This is a genomic window from Pseudomonas sp. FP2294 (assembly GCF_030687625.1).
GTDB classification, from domain to species: domain Bacteria; phylum Pseudomonadota; class Gammaproteobacteria; order Pseudomonadales; family Pseudomonadaceae; genus Aquipseudomonas; species Aquipseudomonas shahriarae.
Map to the genome: position 1 here is coordinate 5,721,315 of NZ_CP117441.1, position 17,417 is coordinate 5,738,731.

Genomic DNA, 17,417 nt, shown 5'->3' on the forward strand with positions numbered 1-17,417 from the left:
CCGGAGCCCTGAATGACCCTCGAACGCGAAGCCGCCGCCAACACCGCCAAGGTCCTTTCCGAAGCGTTGCCTTACATTCGACGCTACGTCGGCAAGACGCTGGTGATCAAGTACGGCGGCAATGCCATGGAAAGCGACGAGCTGAAAACCGGCTTTGCCCGTGACATCGTGCTGATGAAAGCTGTCGGGATCAACCCGGTGGTGGTGCACGGCGGCGGCCCGCAAATCGGTGACCTGCTCAAGCGCCTGTCCATCGAGAGTCATTTCATCGACGGCATGCGCGTTACCGATGCGCAGACCATGGACGTGGTGGAGATGGTCCTGGGCGGCCAGGTGAACAAAGACATCGTCAACCTGATCAACCGTCACGGCGGCAGCGCCATCGGCCTGACCGGCAAGGACGCCGAGCTGATCCGTGCGAAGAAACTTACCGTGACCCGCAAGACTCCGGAGATGACCCAGCCGGAAATCATCGACATCGGCCAGGTGGGCGAAGTGATCGGCATCAACACCGATTTGCTCAACCTGCTGGTCAAGGGCGACTTCATCCCGGTCATCGCGCCGATTGGCGTGGGGGCCAATGGCGAGTCCTACAACATCAACGCCGATCTGGTGGCGGGCAAGGTGGCCGAGGCACTCAAGGCCGAGAAGCTGATGCTGCTGACCAATATCGCCGGCCTGATGGACAAGGAAGGCAAGGTTCTGACCGGCCTGACTACCCAGCAAGTCGACGATCTGATCGCCGACGGCACCATCTACGGCGGCATGCTGCCGAAGATCCGCTGCGCACTGGAAGCGGTGCAGGGTGGCGTAGGCAGCTCGCTGATCATCGACGGCCGGGTGCCCAATGCGGTGCTGCTGGAGATCTTCACTGATACGGGCATGGGTACGCTGATCAGCAATCGCAAGCGTCCGTAAGCGCTGAAACAAAAAGCCCCCGTTCAACTGGATTGAACGGGGGCTTTTTTGTGGCCAATCTGCAACAGGGTGGGTATCCCCTGTGTCAGACGCCAAACTGCTCGCGGTACGCACGCACTGCCGGCAGATGCTGCTTGAGCTGCGGGTCGTCTTCCAGGAACTGCAATACCTGGTTCAGCGACACGATGCTCACCACGGGAATCCCGAAGTCACGTTCCACTTCCTGGATCGCCGACAACTCACCGTTGCCGCGTTCCTGGCGGTTCAACGCGATCAGCACGCCCGCAGCCTTGGCGCCGTCCTGGGACGCAATGATCTGCATCACTTCACGAATCGCGGTACCGGCAGTGATCACGTCGTCGATGATCAGCACATCGCCGGTCAGCGGCGCGCCGACCAGGCTGCCGCCCTCACCGTGGGCCTTGGCTTCCTTGCGGTTGAAGCACCACGGCAGATCGCGGTCGTGGTGTTCAGCCAGGGCCACTGCGGTTGCGGCGGCCAACGGAATACCTTTGTAGGCCGGGCCAAACAGCACGTCGAAGGCAATACCGCTTTCAACGATGGCGGCGGCGTAGAAACGCCCCAGTTGCGCCAGGGCAGAACCCGAGTTGAACAGGCCGGCATTGAAGAAGTATGGGCTGGTGCGCCCGGACTTGAGGGTGAACTCACCGAAGCGCAAAACCCCGCGATCGATGGCAAAACGAATGAAATCGCGTTGATACGCCTGCATGAAAAAAGCCTCAGATACCACGGATTTAGCTAAATAGGTAGACGGCGTGTATCATACACGCACGCGATTTTTGGGGCCATTTATGCGGATCATCAGTGTGAACGTTAATGGTATTCAGGCTGCAGTCGAGCGTGGTTTGCTCAGTTGGCTGCAAGCCCAGAATGCCGACGTCATCTGCCTGCAGGACACCCGCGCCTCCGCCTTTGAACTGGACGACCCAGCCTTCCAACTGGATGGCTACTTCCTTTATGCCTGTGATGCCGAAGTCCCTGCCCAAGGTGGCGTGGCTCTGTACTCACGGTTGCAACCCAAGGCGGTCATCAGCGGCCTCGGCTTCGAGACAGCCGATCGCTACGGGCGCTACCTGCAAGCCGATTTCGACAAAGTCAGTATTGCTACCTTGCTGCTCCCTTCGGGGATGAACGGCGATGAAGACTTGAACCAGAAGTTCAAGCTAATGGACGATTTCGCCCGTTATCTGGATAAACAGCGACGCAAACGCCGCGAGTACATTTATTGTGGCTCGTTGTACGTGGCGCAACAGAAGCTGGATATCAAGAACTGGCGCGACAGCCAGCAATCCCCGGGCTTCCTGGCGCCGGAACGGGCCTGGATGGACGAGATTGTCGGCAACATGGGGTATGTAGATGCCCTGCGTGAAGTCAGCCGCGAAGGCGACCAGTACAGCTGGTGGCCGGACAACGAACAGGCCGAGATGCTTAATCTGGGCTGGCGCTTTGACTACCAGTTGCTGACCCCCGGCCTGCGCCGGTTTGTCCGCAGCGCACGTCTGCCGCGTCAACCGCGCTTCTCGCAACATGCGCCGTTGATCGTGGACTACGACTGGACCTTGACCATCTGAGGTCAATATCCAGGTACAAAAAAACCGACATCGCTGTCGGTTTTTTTGTGGGCGATCATTATTTGATCAATCGCCAGGTGAGCGGGTAACGGTAGGCAATGCCTTTGTTGGCCTTGATCCCGCCAATGATGGTCAAGATCAGTGCGGCAATTACCAGCACCACCATCAACAGGAAGCCGATCACCACGAACCCCAGGACAAAGCAGACCAGCCAGGCGATGGCCACGGTCAGCTGGAAGTTCAGCGCTTCCTTGCCCTGGTCGTCGATCAGCGGGTCCATGTCCTTCTTCACCTGCCACAGGATCAATGGCCCCAACACGCTACCAAAGGGGAACACCAGGCCCAGGAACGCCGCGAAGTGACAGAGCATCGCCCATTGGCGCACTTCCTTGTTCTGGGCTGACACGGGAAGCTGGTTGTCACTCATCGCGTTGCTCCTTGAGGCCGGTTTCAGTCAGCCAGTGCGGCGTTCTGCAGTTCGAAGATTTCGCTCATGCCTTTCTGGGCCAGGGCCAGCATGGCGTTCAGGTCTGCCGGCTGGAATGGCGCGCCTTCGGCGGTGCCCTGCACTTCGATGAACCCACCGGTGCTGGTCATGACCACGTTCAGGTCGGTCTCGGCAGCCGAGTCTTCCAGGTAGTCCAGGTCCAGCACCGGCTCGCCCTGGTACATGCCCACCGATACGGCGGCAATCATCTGCTTGAGCGGGTCGCCGCCTTTCAGGCCGCCGCGCTTCTTGATCACTTTCAGCGCGTCGACCAGGGCCACCATGGCGCCAGTGATGGAGGCGGTGCGGGTGCCGCCGTCGGCCTGGATCACGTCGCAGTCGACGTACAGGGTTACATCGCCCAGTTTAGACATGTCCAGCGCAGCGCGCAGGGAACGGCCGATCAGACGCTGGATTTCCAGGGTACGACCGCCCTGCTTGCCACGGCTGGCTTCACGCTGGTTACGCTCGCCGGTGGCGCGCGGCAACATGCCGTACTCTGCGGTCAACCAACCCTGGCCCTGCCCCTTGAGGAAACGCGGCACGCCATTCTCGACGCTGACGGTGCAGATGACCTTGGTATCGCCAAACTCGACCAGTACAGATCCCTCGGCGTGTTTGGTGTAGTTGCGGGTGATGCGGATCGAGCGGAGCTGATCGGCAGCGCGACCACTTGGACGTTTCATAGGGGATACCTGTACAGAGGACGAAAAACTGCCGAGCATTATAGAGCCGCAGGCCGCTTCTCGGCACTGCTAATAAATTCGGTAACGAATGGACAACCCCTGGCACCCTTTGTCACAGCCCGCATTTGGGGGCGCCCGCCCCGTTGCGCTACAATCCTGCGCCTTCGCAGCCAGTCGGCTTCAATCTACCCACCAGCCCGCCCGTTTGCGGGACTGCATCGCGAGGTACCTCCATGGTGCACAGCATGACTGCCTTTGCCCGCGTCGAAAAAGCCGGCGTCCAGGGCACCCTGAGCTGGGAATTGCGCTCGGTCAACAGCCGCTACCTGGAGCCGCACCTGCGCCTGCCCGAATCCTTCCGCGACCTTGAAGGCGCAGTGCGCGAAGCCCTGCGTGCCGGCATCTCCCGCGGCAAACTGGAATGCACCCTGCGCTTTACCGAGGAAACCACCGGCAAGCCGCTGCAGGTTGACCGCGAGCGCGCCGCGCAACTGGTCGCCGCCGCCGAGACCATCGCCAGCCTGATCAAACAGCCAGCGGCCCTGAACCCCCTGGAAGTGTTGGCCTGGCCTGGGGTGCTGGTGGCCGACGCCACTGACCCGCAAGCGCTGAACGCCGAAGCCCTGGCCCTGTTCAACCAGGGCCTCAAGGAGCTTAAAGCCGGCCGCGAGCGTGAAGGCGCCGAGCTGGCCCGCCTGATCAACGAACGCCTGACGGCCATCGAGGCCGACGTCGTGACCCTGCGCGAACTGGTGCCGCAGATGCTGGCCACCCAGCGTCAGAAAGTCCTCGACCGCTTCACCGACATGAAGGCCGACCTCGACCCGGTGCGCCTGGAACAGGAAATGGTCCTGCTCGCACAAAAAAGCGACGTCGCCGAAGAACTCGACCGCCTGAGCACCCATATCCTGGAAGTGCGCCGCGTGCTCAAGTCGGCCGGTGCCGCCGGTCGGCGCCTGGACTTCCTGATGCAGGAACTCAACCGCGAAGCCAATACACTGGGCTCCAAAGCCTTCGATCCGCGCAGCACCACGGCTGCGGTCAACCTCAAAGTGTTGATCGAGCAAATGCGCGAACAAGTACAGAATATTGAGTAAGGCAACTCCCATGACCCACAGCACCGGCACCCTGTACATCATTTCCGCCCCCTCGGGCGCGGGCAAAAGCAGCCTGGTCAAGGCCCTGACCGACACCAACCCGGAGATCCGCGTATCGGTCTCCCACACCACTCGCGCCATGCGCCCGGGTGAAGTGAACGGCGTGAACTATCACTTCGTCGAACGCAGCGAATTCGTGAAGATGATCGAACACGGTGACTTCCTGGAGCGCGCCGAGGTGTTCGGCAACCTCTATGGCACGTCCCAGAGCCACTTGCAGCAGACCCTGGACGAAGGCCACGACCTGATCCTGGAAATCGACTGGCAGGGCGCCGAACAGGTGCGCCAATTGATGCCCAAGGCGCGCTCGATCTTTATCCTCCCGCCGTCCCTGGAGGCCTTGCAACAGCGCCTGACCAATCGCGGCCAGGACAGCGATCAGGTCATCGACGGCCGTATGCGCGAAGCCGTCAGTGAAATGAGCCACTATGTGGACTACGACTACCTGATCATCAACGACGATTTTTCCCACGCCCTGGACGACTTGAAGGCGATTTTCCGCGCCAATCAGCTCCAGCAAAAACGCCAACAGCAGCGTTTTGGCAAATTGTTGGCCGAACTGCTCGGTTGAATGGCTCTTCCCAAAACCGCTGCAAGGGCCTTACATTGGCACTTGTAGCGTGTTTGCCGGGGCCTGCAGAAAATCAGCGCTTCCCTAAACGCTGGTGATTTTTTAAACTGTTGAGTCCGCTCGCCCAACCGGGCAGCGCGCATCTTGCATTCGCTCCGAGGAATACCATGGCCCGCGTAACCGTTGAAGACTGCCTAGAACACGTGGATAACCGCTTTGAGCTGGTCATGCTCTCTACCAAGCGTGCCCGTCAATTGGCCACTGGCGGCAAAGAGCCACTGCTCAATTGGGAAAATGACAAGCCTACCGTGATGGCCCTGCGCGAAATCGCTGCCGGCGTGATGAGCTATGAATACATTGCCAGCGCTGAAATCGTTGAAGACGAACCGCTGTTTGCAGCGTTCGAGGACGAGTCCAACGAGGCCGTCTAAGCCTATGCCTGGTCGACGTAGCACGGCGCGGGGTCACAGCCTTCGGCAGGAGTTAACACTTTGCCGAGCATAGACGCCCTCGCCGATCGCTTATCGACCTACCTCGGCACCGACCAGGTCAACCTGGTCCGCCGAGCGTATTTCTACGCCGAACAAGCCCACGACGGCCAACGCCGCCGCAGCGGCGAGGCGTACGTCACCCATCCTCTTGCGGTGGCCAATATTCTTGCCGACATGCACATGGACCATCAGAGCCTGATGGCTGCGATGCTGCATGACGTGATCGAAGACACCGGCATTGCCAAGGAAGCGCTCAGTGCGCAATTTGGCGAAACCGTGGCCGACCTGGTCGACGGAGTCAGCAAGCTGACCCAGATGAACTTCGAGACCAAGGCCGAGGCCCAGGCGGAAAACTTCCAGAAGATGGCCATGGCCATGGCCCGGGACATCCGGGTGATCCTGGTCAAGCTGGCCGACCGGCTGCACAACATGCGCACGCTGGAAGTGCTGTCCGGTGAGAAACGCCGGCGCATTGCCAAGGAAACCCTGGAAATCTACGCGCCCATCGCCAACCGGCTGGGCATGCATGCCATTCGTATCGAATTCGAAGACCTGGGTTTCAAGGCGATGCACCCGATGCGCTCGGCGCGCATCTACCAGGCGGTCAAGCGCGCCCGGGGCAATCGCAAGGAAATCGTCAACAAGATCGAAGAGTCCCTGAGCCACTGCCTGGCAATCGACGAGATTGAAGGCGAAGTCAGCGGGCGGCAGAAGCATATCTACGGCATCTACAAGAAGATGCGCGGCAAGCGCCGGGCCTTCAACGAGATCATGGACGTGTATGCGTTCCGGATCATCGTCGACAAGGTCGATACCTGCTACCGCGTGCTGGGCGCTGTACATAATTTGTACAAACCCCTGCCAGGCCGCTTCAAGGACTACATCGCCATCCCCAAAGCCAACGGCTATCAGTCGCTGCATACCACGCTGTTCGGTATGCATGGGGTGCCGATCGAGATCCAGATCCGCACCCGGGAAATGGAAGAGATGGCCAACAACGGCATCGCCGCCCATTGGCTGTACAAATCCAGCGGCGACGAGCAGCCCAAAGGCACCCATGCCCGCGCCCGTCAGTGGGTCAAGGGCGTGCTGGAAATGCAGCAACGTGCCGGCAACTCCCTGGAGTTCATCGAAAGCGTGAAGATCGACCTGTTCCCGGACGAGGTCTACGTGTTCACGCCAAAAGGCCGGATCATGGAGCTGCCCAAGGGCTCCACGGCGGTCGACTTTGCCTACGCAGTGCACACCGACGTCGGCAACAGTTGCATCGCCTGCCGGATCAACCGCCGCCTGGCCCCGCTGTCGGAACCGCTGCAAAGCGGCTCCACCGTGGAGATCGTCAGCGCGCCGGGGGCCCGGCCGAACCCGGCCTGGCTCAACTTCGTAGTCACCGGCAAGGCCCGCACCCATATCCGCCACGCCCTGAAGCTGCAACGTCGCTCCGAGTCCATCAGCCTGGGCGAACGCCTGCTGAACAAGGTGCTCAACGGTTTCGACAGTTCCTTGGAGAAGATCCCCGCCGAGCGCGTGCAGGCGATCCTCCACGAGTACCGTCAGGAAGCCATCGAGGACTTGCTCGAAGACATCGGCCTGGGCAATCGCATGGCCTACGTGGTCGCCCGCCGCCTGCTCGGCGAGGGCGAGCAACTGCCGAGCCCCGAAGGCCCGCTGGCCATTCGCGGCACCGAAGGCCTGGTGCTGAGCTACGCCAAATGCTGCACACCGATCCCGGGCGACCCGATTGTCGGCCACCTGTCCGCCGGCAAAGGCATGGTCGTGCACCTGGACAACTGCCGCAATATCAGCGAAATACGCCACAACCCGGAAAAATGCATCCAGCTGTCCTGGGCCAAGGATGTGACCGGCGAATTCAACGTCGAGCTGCGGGTCGAGCTGGAGCATCAGCGCGGCCTGATCGCCTTGCTGGCCAGCAGCGTCAACGCCGCCGACGGCAATATCGAAAAAATCAGCATGGACGAACGTGATGGTCGCATCAGCGTGGTCCAACTGGTGGTCAGCGTGCACGACCGTGTACACCTGGCCCGCGTGATCAAGAAACTGCGTGCCCTGACTGGGGTTATCCGCATCACTCGCATGCGCGCATAACGCCTCCCCCTATAGCCCGGACATTACAAGGAGTCATTTATGACCAAGACTGTTATCACCAGCGACAAGGCACCTGCTGCCATCGGTACTTATTCCCAGGCGATCAAGGCGGGCAACACCGTCTACATGTCCGGCCAGATCCCTCTGGACCCAAAGACCATGGAACTGGTTGAAGGCTTCGAAGCCCAGACCGTACAAGTCTTCGAAAACCTCAAGTCGGTAGCCGAAGCCGCAGGCGGTTCGTTCAAGGACATCGTCAAGCTGAACATCTTCCTCACCGACCTGAGCCACTTCGCCAAGGTCAACGAGATCATGGGCAAGTACTTCGAACAACCCTACCCAGCCCGCGCCGCCATTGGCGTTGCCGCCCTTCCCAAGGGCTCCCAGGTTGAGATGGACGCGATTCTGGTCATCGAGTAATACATTCGGCGCAACCCACAGGGTTGCGCCGACTTCGTTTTAAAAGGATTTCATAATGCGCAAAGCGCTCGTTGCCTCCACGCTGCTCGCCCTGTTCCTTGGCGGCTGTGCCAGCAATCCTGCCACCCGGGATGTGAGCGGCACCTGGATCAACCAGGTCGCCATTGATGCGGCGTCCAAGGGCGGCCCTTTGCGCGAAGCCCTGCAAGCCTACGGTCCGAACCTCGAATGGGAGGTCAACACCAAGGCCAACCAGGCACGCTACTTCAATGGCTTTGAACGCCCCGAAGGCACCCTGGCCGGGGAAAAGTCCGGCACCTGGAACGTTGATTTCTACGGTAGCTCGACCACCGAACTCAAGCGCAAGGGCAAACAGCTGCTGCAAGTGGCCAACGACAACGAGCCCGAACAGCTGTTTGACCGCCCCAAGGACCCTGCCCCCGAAGGCGCGCCCCTGGGTGCCAACTTCGAACGGGCGCTGTACTCGGCCTATATGGGCGGCAGCTGGAAAATCACCAGCGGCAGCGGCCTGGGCGCCACCGTGCAGTTCCAGGCCAACGGCCAAGTAAGCGGGCTGCCGGGCGCCGAGCAGTACTCACTGTGCCTGGCGGGCGACTGCGCCTCCATGAGCGGTGGCTACGACAGCATCTGGCTGCAACAAGGTGGCCAGGGCAACCCGTGGATCTTCAGTCGCAATGACAAGCAGTTGGAGATTTTCCAGGCGATCAATACCTCCCAGGCCGACGAAGTCCCTTCGTTTACCCCCGGGCCACGCCAGTGGTTGCTGGAAAAACAGTAACCTCAATGTGGGAGCGGGCTTGCGTGGGAGCCGGGCTTGCCCGCGATGCAGGCACCTCGGTGTGTCAGTGACACCGAGGTGATGCTGTCATAGCGATCCGACAAGCCAGCTCCCACACAAGCCGGTGCCTAGCAAGAAAAGTCAGCCTTTGAGGATAGCGGCGTAGCCTTCGCGATAACTCGGATAGGTTGGCGTCCAGCCCAGCGCCTTGGCCCGCGCATTGCTGCACTGCTTGCTGCCCGCGCGCCGCACGCTGGCGTCTTCGGCCCACTCGGTCACCCCAAGGTACTCACGCAGCCAGCCCACAACCTCAGCCAGCGGCGCCGGCGCGTCGTCGACGCCGATATAGACCTTGTCCAACGAACCGCCCTGCTCTACATGTTGCAGCAGAAACGCCAACAACCCTGCCGCATCATCAACATGTATCCGGTTGCCGTACAAAGGCGGCTCCACCGCCACGCGATAGCCCTGGCGCACCTGGCTCAACAACCATTCACGCCCCGGCCCGTAGATACCGGTCAAGCGCACAGTCGTGGCCGGGATGCCGCTGTCGAATGCCACTTGCTCGGCTTCCAGCATCACCTGCCCGGAATAGCCAAGGGCCTGGGTAGGCGACGCCTCATCGACCCATTCGCCATTTTGCTGCCCATAGACACTGCTGCTGGACACAAACACAAGCTGCTTGGGCTGCTGGCCATAGTCGTCAAGCCATTCCAGCACATGCTGCAAGCCTTCGACATAGGCCTTGCGATAGCCCGCTTCGTCATGGTCGGTGGCGGCTGCGCAGTACACCAGGTAGTCCACACCGCCGATCGGCCAGGTGTCGGGACAATCCTTTTTGAACAGGTCGCCGGCAATCCCGATCACCCCTTCGGGCAGGCGCGAGACATTACGCCGCAGGCCATGCACCTCCCATCCGGCAGCCAGCAATTGACTAGCCAGCCGACTACCTACATCACCACAACCGGCGATCACCACAGAAGGCGCAGACATCACAAAACTCCGTTCTCAAAGGTCTAGATTAGCCCTCGCAGGTGACCAGCGGCCAGAAAAAGCACAAATAAAGATACTGTATTACTTCTGTTAACAAGAATTACTTGCAATAATAACCGCCCATTTGTCCTCGACCCTTTATGCGGTCTGGCAGGGCAAGCCCTTATTTTTTCTATCAGGTCCGGCCAGCATGACACGCAATAACCTCCCCGCTTCGCCAACCAAGCCTCACAGCCCGTCCCGCGTCTGGCGCGCGATAACTGCGTTGCTGTTCAGCGTCCTGCTGGCACCGACCGCCGCGCTCGCCGATGCCACGGCACCGGCCACTCCGCCTGCCGCTAATGCGCCAGCCCCGGTCGCGGCCCCCGCACCAGAGCAAAATGCCGCAGCACCCGGTGCTCCAGCTGTCGCTCCTGCGGCCACCGACCCGGCTGCTGCCGAAGGCGTAGCCCCGCAAGATGAAACCGGCGTGGTTCTGGAAGAAGACAACACCCTGGGCATGGCCCACGACCTGTCGCCTTGGGGCATGTATCAGAACGCTGACATCATCGTGAAGATCGTGATGATCGGCCTGGCCATCGCCTCGATCATCACCTGGACCATCTGGATTGCCAAAGGCTTCGAGCTGCTGGGCGCCAAACGCCGCCTGCGCACGGAAATCGCCAACCTGAAAAAAGCCACCACCCTTAAAGAAGCCAGCGAAAGCGCGGCCATCAAGGGCACCCTGGCGCACCTGCTGGTACACGACGCACTGGAAGAAATGCGTCTGTCGGCCAACACCCGCGAAAAGGAAGGCATCAAGGAACGCGTGAGCTTCCGCCTGGAGCGCCTGGTGGCAGCCTGCGGTCGCAACATGAGCAACGGCACCGGCGTGCTGGCGACCATCGGTTCCACCGCGCCGTTCGTCGGTCTGTTCGGTACCGTGTGGGGCATCATGAACAGCTTCATCGGCATCGCCAAGACCCAGACCACCAACCTCGCCGTCGTTGCCCCCGGCATCGCCGAAGCCCTGCTGGCAACTGCCCTGGGCCTGGTCGCCGCAATTCCGGCGGTGGTGATCTACAACGTATTCGCCCGTTCGATCGCCGGCTACAAGGCCCAGGTGTCGGACGCTTCGGCAGAAGTCCTGTTGCTGGTCAGCCGCGACCTCGATCACCTGCCTACCGAGCGCAGCTCGCAACCGCACATGGTGAAAGTGGGGTAATCGGCCATGGGCCTGCATTTGAATCAAGGCGACGACGAGCTCGTCGAGAACCACGAAATCAACGTCACGCCGTTTATCGACGTGATGCTGGTGCTGCTGATCATCTTCATGGTGGCAGCCCCCTTGGCCACGGTGGATATCAAGGTCGACCTCCCCGCCTCCAGCGCGAAACCCGCGCCCCGGCCGGAGAAACCGGTGTTCCTCAGCGTCAAGGCTGACCAGCGTCTGTTCCTGGGCGAAGACGAAGTCAAACCCGAAACCCTCGGTGCGGTGCTCGACGCCCGGACCCAGGGCAAGAAAGACACGACGATCTTCTTCCAGGCCGACAAGGGCGTGGACTACGGCGACCTGATGAGCGTGATGGATGCCCTGCGGGCAGCCGGCTACCTCAAGGTCGGTCTGGTCGGACTTGAGACGGCAGCCAAGAAATGATCACGACGCGCCACAAACTGACGCGTTATGGCACCAGCCTCGCCGTCGTGCTGGGCGTCCACGCCGTCGCGATCATCCTCGCGCTCCAGTGGTCGGCGCCACAGATGGTGCAGTTGCCACCGGCTGCCATGGTCATCGACCTGGCGCCGATGCCAGCCCCACCCCCTCCGGCCCCGCCGAAGGTGGTGACGCCACCGCAACCGCCGGCACCGGTGGAAGAGTTGCCCTTGCCGAAACTGGCCGAGGCACCCAAGCCCACGATTTCCGTGCCCAAGCCGGTCAAGCCAAAGCCTAAGCCGCAGCCGCCCAAGCCTGAGAAAAAGGTCGAGCAGCCCAAGGAGAAACCCTCCGAGGATCCGCCGAGCGAAACCCCTCAGAACAACGCGCCTTCGGAGAAATCCGCGCAGCCGCAACCCGGCCCTTCGCCGGCACAGATCGCGGCCAAGGCCACCTGGCAAAGCACGCTGCTCGGTCACCTGGCGAAGTACAAGAAGTACCCGCCTGGCGCCCAGGCCCGTGGCAAGGAAGGCTTGAACCGCTTGCGGTTCGTGGTGGATGCCGAAGGCAAGGTGCTGTCCTATGAGCTGGTGGGCCGCTCCGGCAACGCCGACCTGGACCGCGCCACCCTGGAGATGATCCGTCGAGCCCAACCGCTGCCCAAGCCTCCGGCCGAGATGTTGACCAATGGCAGCATCGAAATCGTTGCGCCGTTTGTCTACAACATCGAGAAGCGCCGCCGCTAACCCCTGGGGGAGCGGGCTTGTGTGGGAGCGGGCTTGCCCGCGATGACGGTGTAACAGTCAACATCCACAGTGACTGACACACCGCCATCGCGAACAAGCCCGCCCCCACACAAAACGGCCAACGCCATTAAGCAAAATCCCCCGCACAAACCGCTCAATCCCCAATCAAGCTCTGATAACGTGCGTCTATCGTTTGCAGCCGGTATGCTTGGCCCGCAACCTCATGGACGCCCGCTATGACTCTTACAGAATTACGCTACATCGTGACCCTCGCCCAAGAGCAACACTTCGGCCATGCAGCCGAACGTTGCCATGTCAGCCAACCGACGCTGTCGGTGGGCGTGAAAAAGCTTGAAGACGAACTCGGTGTGCTGATTTTCGAGCGCAGCAAAAGCGCCGTGCGCCTCACCCCGGTTGGCGAAGGCATTGTTGCCCAGGCGCAGAAGGTGCTGGAGCAGGCCCAGAGCATTCGTGAGCTGGCCCAGGCCGGCAAGAACCAGCTGACCGCCCCGCTGAAAGTCGGCGCGATCTATACCGTCGGCCCGTACCTGTTCCCGCACCTGATCCCGCAACTGCACCGCGTCGCGCCGCAGATGCCGCTGTATATCGAAGAAAACTTCACCCACGTACTGCGCGACAAACTGCGCAACGGTGAGTTGGACGCGATCATCATCGCCCTGCCTTTCAACGAAGCCGACGTGCTGACATTGCCGCTCTACGACGAGCCGTTCTATGTATTGATGCCGGCCTCGCACCCGTGGACGCAAAAAGACACGATTGACGCCAGCCTGCTCAACGACAAGAGCCTGCTGCTGCTCGGTGAAGGCCATTGCTTCCGCGACCAGGTGCTGGAAGCCTGCCCGACCCTGACCAAGGGCAACGACGGCGCCAAGCACACCACCGTGGAGTCCAGCTCCCTGGAGACCATTCGCCATATGGTGGCGTCCGGCCTGGGCATCTCGATCCTGCCGCTGTCGGCCGTCGACAGCCACCACTACGCGGCCGGCGTGATTGAAGTGCGTCCGCTCACCCCGCCCGTGCCGTTCCGTACCGTGGCGATTGCCTGGCGCGCCAGTTTCCCGCGCCCGAAAGCGATTGATATCCTCGCCGACTCGATCCGCCTGTGCTCGGTGGCCAAGCCGCCTGCCGCGAACTAAGTACGTGTATGACTGAGCTGTCGCAGGTGTCGGTGACGGCACTCAAGGGTGTCGGTGAAGCCATGGCCGAGAAACTGGCCAAGGTCGGCCTGGAGAACCTCCAGGACGTGTTGTTTCACCTGCCCCTGCGTTACCAGGACCGCACCCGCGTAGTGCCCATCGGCCATCTGCGCCCTGGGCAGGATGCCGTGGTCGAAGGCACCGTCAGCGGTGCCGATGTGGTGATGGGCAAGCGCCGCAGCCTGGTGGTGCGCCTGCAGGACGGTACCGGCGGCCTGAGCCTGCGCTTCTACCATTTCAGCAACGCGCAAAAAGAAGGCCTCAAGCGCGGCACCCGTGTGCGCTGCTACGGTGAAGCGCGGCCGGGCGCGTCGGGCCTGGAAATCTACCACCCGGAATACCGCGCCATTACCGGCGACGAACCCCCGCCGGTAGACACCACTCTCACCCCCATCTACCCGCTCACCGAAGGCCTGACGCAACAGCGCCTGCGCCAGCTGTGCATGCAGACCCTGACCCTGCTCGGCCCCCAAAGCCTGCCCGACTGGCTGCCGCAAGAGCTGGCCCGCGACTACCAGTTGGCGCCCCTGGCCGACGCGATTCGCTACCTGCATCACCCGCCGGCCGATGCCGATGTCGATGAGTTGGCCCTGGGTCATCACTGGGCCCAGCATCGCCTGGCCTTTGAAGAGTTGCTGACCCACCAACTGTCCCAGCAGCGCCTGCGCGAAAGCATGCGCTCCCTGCGGGCGCCGGCGATGCCCAAGGCCACGCGCCTGCCCGCGCAGTACCTGGCCAACCTGGGCTTTGCACCGACTGGCGCGCAGCAACGCGTAGGCAATGAAATCGCCTACGACCTGAGCCAGAAAGAACCAATGCTGCGCCTGATCCAGGGCGATGTTGGCGCCGGCAAGACCGTGGTCGCCGCCCTGGCCGCGCTGCAGGCCCTGGAGGCCGGTTATCAGGTGGCCCTGATGGCACCGACCGAGATCCTCGCCGAGCAGCACTTCATCACCTTCAAGCGCTGGCTCGAACCCCTGGGCCTGGAAGTGGCGTGGCTGGCGGGCAAGCTCAAGGGCAAGAACCGCACGGCCGCCCTGGAACAGATCGCCGCCGGCGCACCGATGGTGGTGGGTACCCACGCGCTGTTCCAGGACGAAGTTAAATTCAAGAACCTGGCCCTGGTGATCATCGACGAACAGCACCGTTTCGGCGTGCAACAACGCCTGGCCCTGCGCGAAAAGGGCGTGGGCGGGCGGATGAACCCGCACCAGTTGATCATGACCGCCACGCCGATCCCGCGCACGCTGGCCATGAGCGCCTACGCCGACCTCGACACCTCGATCCTCGACGAGCTGCCGCCGGGCCGAACGCCGGTCAACACGGTCCTGGTCACCGACACCCGACGGGTCGAAGTGATCGAACGGGTGCGCGGCGCCTGTGCCGAAGGGCGCCAGGCGTATTGGGTATGCACGCTGATCGAAGAGTCCGAAGAGCTGACCTGCCAGGCCGCTGAAACCACCTATGAAGACCTCACCAGCGCCTTGGGCGAGCTCAAGGTCGGGCTGATTCACGGGCGCATGAAGCCTGCGGAAAAAGCCGCGGTGATGGCCGAGTTCAAGGCCGGCAACCTGCAATTGCTGGTGGCCACCACGGTGATCGAAGTCGGCGTGGACGTGCCCAACGCCAGCCTGATGATCATCGAAAACCCCGAACGCCTGGGCCTGGCACAGTTACACCAGCTGCGCGGCCGAGTCGGCCGGGGCAGCGCCGCCAGCCACTGCGTGCTGCTCTACCATCCGCCGCTGTCGCAGATTGGTCGCCAGCGCCTGGGGATCATGCGCGAGACCAACGATGGCTTCGTGATCGCCGAAAAAGACCTGGAACTGCGCGGCCCCGGCGAAATGCTCGGCACCCGCCAGACCGGCCTGCTGCAATTCAAGGTGGCCGACCTGATGCGCGATGCCGACCTGCTACCTGCCGTGCGCGATGCAGCCCAGGCCCTGCTGGAGCGCTGGCCGCACCACGTCAGCCCGCTGCTGGATCGCTGGCTGCGCCACGGCCAGCAATACGGCCAGGTCTGACAGCCCGCCAATAGCCGACACCATCACAAACCGCAGTTAGACACCCCCCGCCGGACCAAGCTGGTTATACTCCAAGCAAATGTAGGAAATTGGATCCGGCCATGTCAGAAGTTGCCCACGCCACAGCCCCGCCGACCGCACCCCCGGTCATTCGGGACTTGCTCGCAAAACTCGCCGTCAACTACACGGAAGTCACCGACCACCCCGGCCTGAACCCGGCCCGAAAGGTTCAAGCGGTACTGCTCGATGACGCGGTGGGCGCCCTGATGGTGCTGTTTCCCCAGAGCCAGTTGCTGGATCTCAATCGCCTCACCGAACTGACCGGCCGCAACCTGACCGCTGTCGCGCCGGAGCGCCTGGATCGCATGCTCGGCAAACACAGCCTGAGCTTACTGCCCGGCCTGCCGCCGCTGACCAGCTCGCCTTGCCTGTACGAAGAAAGCCTCCTGCGCGAGCCGACCCTGCTGGTGCACTCGGGCGAAGCCACCGTGCTGCTGGAAATCGCCAGCGACGACTTCAAGCGCCTGCTGAACAAAGCCAGTGCCGCCAACTTCGGCGAACCCCTGAGCCGCATCCTGCCCAACTTCGACCGTCCCAACGACGACCGCGACGAAATTACCCAGGCGATGCAGGCGTTTACCGCGCGCCGCATCCAGCAACGCCTGGAAGCCACCATTGAAATTCCACCGTTGGCCGATACCGCGCAGAAGATCATCAAGCTGCGGGTCGATCCCAACGCAACCATCGACGACATCACCGGCGTGGTCGAGACCGACCCGGCCCTGGCCGCGCAAGTAGTGAGCTGGGCGGCCTCGCCGTACTACGCCTCACCGGGCAAGATCCGTTCGGTAGAAGACGCAATTGTGCGTGTGCTGGGCTTCGACCTGGTGATCAACCTGGCCCTGGGCCTGGCGCTGGGCAAGACCTTGAGCCTGCCCAAGGACCATCCGCAACAGGCCACGCCCTACTGGCACCAGTCGATCTATACCGCCGCAGTGATCGAGGGCCTGACCCGCGCCATGCCCCGCGCCCAGCGCCCGGAAGCCGGCCTGACCTACCTGGCGGGCCTGCTGCACAACTTTGGCTACCTGTTGCTGGCCCACGTCTTCCCGCCGCACTTCTCGCTGATCTGCCGGCACCTGGAGGTCAACCCGCACCTGTGCCACAGCTATGTCGAGCAGCACTTGCTGGGCATCAGCCGCGAGCAGATCGGCGCCTGGCTGATGCGTTACTGGGATATGCCGCAAGAGCTGTCCACGGCCCTGCGCTTCCAGCATGACCCGAGCTACGACGGCCAATACGCCGAATACCCGAACCTGGTATGCCTGGCCGTGCGCTTGCTGCGCGGGCGTGGGATTGGCTCCGGGCCTGAGGCCGAGATTCCGGACGAACTGCTGGAGCGCCTGGGCCTGAGCCGCGACAAGGCCGAGGAGGTGGTGAGCAAGGTGTTGGATGCCGAGGTGTTGTTGCGCGAACTGGCGTCGCAGTTCAGCCAGGGCTGAAGCCGGCGCCTGCTGTACCGCTATCGCAGGCAAGCCAGCTCCCACAGTTGACCGGGTTCCAACGTTGGAATGCAC

The 17,417-nt window shown here is 62.1% G+C and carries 18 protein-coding genes; 14 read left to right on the top strand and 4 right to left on the bottom strand.

The window, feature by feature from the left end:
• Window positions 1–12: 12 nt before the first annotated feature.
• Window positions 13–918 (top strand): acetylglutamate kinase, encoded by a 906-nt coding sequence (argB, locus tag PSH73_RS25950; RefSeq protein WP_029289812.1) that lies wholly within the window; start codon window positions 13–15, stop codon window positions 916–918.
• 85 nt (window positions 919–1,003) lie between these two features.
• Here the strand turns inward: argB and pyrE are convergent, their stop codons facing one another.
• Window positions 1,004–1,648: an orotate phosphoribosyltransferase gene (pyrE, locus tag PSH73_RS25955; protein ID WP_057444213.1), complete on the bottom strand. Its 645-nt coding sequence runs from the start codon at window positions 1,646–1,648 to the stop codon at window positions 1,004–1,006.
• An 82-nt stretch (window positions 1,649–1,730) separates the two neighbouring features.
• Between pyrE and PSH73_RS25960 the strand changes: the two genes are divergently transcribed.
• On the top strand, window positions 1,731–2,510 hold the full coding sequence (locus tag PSH73_RS25960) for an exodeoxyribonuclease III (protein WP_029289816.1): 780 nt from the start codon (window positions 1,731–1,733) through the stop codon (window positions 2,508–2,510).
• Window positions 2,511–2,568: 58 nt separating this feature from the next.
• Here the strand turns inward: PSH73_RS25960 and PSH73_RS25965 are convergent, their stop codons facing one another.
• Together PSH73_RS25965 and rph are read right to left on the bottom strand one after the other, a co-directional pair.
• Window positions 2,569–2,937 (bottom strand): DUF4870 domain-containing protein, encoded by a 369-nt coding sequence (locus PSH73_RS25965; protein ID WP_120734336.1) that lies wholly within the window; start codon window positions 2,935–2,937, stop codon window positions 2,569–2,571.
• Window positions 2,938–2,960: 23 nt separating this feature from the next.
• The gene (rph, locus tag PSH73_RS25970) at window positions 2,961–3,683 is read right to left on the bottom strand and encodes a ribonuclease PH (protein ID WP_057961002.1); all 723 of its coding nucleotides are present in this window, start codon (window positions 3,681–3,683) and stop codon (window positions 2,961–2,963) included.
• A gap of 233 nt (window positions 3,684–3,916) precedes the next feature.
• Here rph and PSH73_RS25975 point away from each other — a divergent pair, with 233 nt between their 5' ends.
• The 6 genes from PSH73_RS25975 (at window position 3,917) to PSH73_RS26000 (ending at window position 9,227) form a co-directional block, all read left to right on the top strand.
• Window positions 3,917–4,780 carry a YicC/YloC family endoribonuclease gene (locus tag PSH73_RS25975; protein WP_057440510.1) on the top strand — a complete coding sequence of 288 codons (864 nt, stop codon included), beginning with the start codon at window positions 3,917–3,919 and terminating at the stop codon, window positions 4,778–4,780.
• A 10-nt stretch (window positions 4,781–4,790) separates the two neighbouring features.
• On the top strand, window positions 4,791–5,411 hold the full coding sequence (gene gmk / locus PSH73_RS25980) for a guanylate kinase (protein WP_128593301.1): 621 nt from the start codon (window positions 4,791–4,793) through the stop codon (window positions 5,409–5,411).
• A gap of 167 nt (window positions 5,412–5,578) precedes the next feature.
• Entirely contained in the window at window positions 5,579–5,842 is a 264-nt protein-coding gene (rpoZ, locus tag PSH73_RS25985; protein WP_057440512.1) for a DNA-directed RNA polymerase subunit omega, read from the top strand.
• A gap of 60 nt (window positions 5,843–5,902) precedes the next feature.
• Window positions 5,903–8,008: a bifunctional GTP diphosphokinase/guanosine-3',5'-bis pyrophosphate 3'-pyrophosphohydrolase gene (gene spoT / locus PSH73_RS25990; protein ID WP_057961004.1), complete on the top strand. Its 2,106-nt coding sequence runs from the start codon at window positions 5,903–5,905 to the stop codon at window positions 8,006–8,008.
• A 39-nt stretch (window positions 8,009–8,047) separates the two neighbouring features.
• A complete protein-coding gene (locus PSH73_RS25995; protein WP_025130815.1) occupies window positions 8,048–8,428 on the top strand; it encodes a RidA family protein in 381 nt (126 codons plus the stop codon).
• Between the two features lie 55 nt (window positions 8,429–8,483).
• Window positions 8,484–9,227, top strand: a complete 744-nt coding sequence (locus PSH73_RS26000) for a hypothetical protein (protein ID WP_057961005.1) — start codon at window positions 8,484–8,486, stop codon at window positions 9,225–9,227.
• 141 nt (window positions 9,228–9,368) lie between these two features.
• Here PSH73_RS26000 and PSH73_RS26005 read toward each other — a convergent pair whose 3' ends face one another.
• A complete protein-coding gene (locus PSH73_RS26005; protein ID WP_169989476.1) occupies window positions 9,369–10,220 on the bottom strand; it encodes an SDR family oxidoreductase in 852 nt (283 codons plus the stop codon).
• A 190-nt stretch (window positions 10,221–10,410) separates the two neighbouring features.
• On the opposite strand from PSH73_RS26005, the gene exbB reads away from it, so the two are divergent.
• From exbB to PSH73_RS26035, 6 genes are all read left to right on the top strand, one after another.
• A complete protein-coding gene (gene exbB, locus PSH73_RS26010; protein ID WP_198817200.1) occupies window positions 10,411–11,424 on the top strand; it encodes a tonB-system energizer ExbB in 1,014 nt (337 codons plus the stop codon).
• A gap of 6 nt (window positions 11,425–11,430) precedes the next feature.
• Window positions 11,431–11,856, top strand: a complete 426-nt coding sequence (gene exbD / locus PSH73_RS26015) for a TonB system transport protein ExbD (RefSeq protein ID WP_057961008.1) — start codon at window positions 11,431–11,433, stop codon at window positions 11,854–11,856.
• Complete coding sequence (locus PSH73_RS26020) at window positions 11,853–12,599, top strand: energy transducer TonB (RefSeq protein ID WP_057440517.1); 747 nt, start codon at window positions 11,853–11,855, stop codon at window positions 12,597–12,599. The genes exbD and PSH73_RS26020 overlap by 4 nt, the downstream gene beginning before the upstream one ends.
• Before the next feature lie 236 nt (window positions 12,600–12,835).
• Window positions 12,836–13,756 (top strand): hydrogen peroxide-inducible genes activator, encoded by a 921-nt coding sequence (locus PSH73_RS26025; protein WP_057961009.1) that lies wholly within the window; start codon window positions 12,836–12,838, stop codon window positions 13,754–13,756.
• 8 nt (window positions 13,757–13,764) lie between these two features.
• Entirely contained in the window at window positions 13,765–15,840 is a 2,076-nt protein-coding gene (recG, locus tag PSH73_RS26030) for an ATP-dependent DNA helicase RecG (protein ID WP_057961010.1), read from the top strand.
• A 101-nt stretch (window positions 15,841–15,941) separates the two neighbouring features.
• Window positions 15,942–17,342: an aminoacyl-tRNA deacylase and HDOD domain-containing protein gene (locus PSH73_RS26035; RefSeq protein ID WP_057440518.1), complete on the top strand. Its 1,401-nt coding sequence runs from the start codon at window positions 15,942–15,944 to the stop codon at window positions 17,340–17,342.
• The last annotated feature ends 75 nt before the right edge of the window (window positions 17,343–17,417 follow it).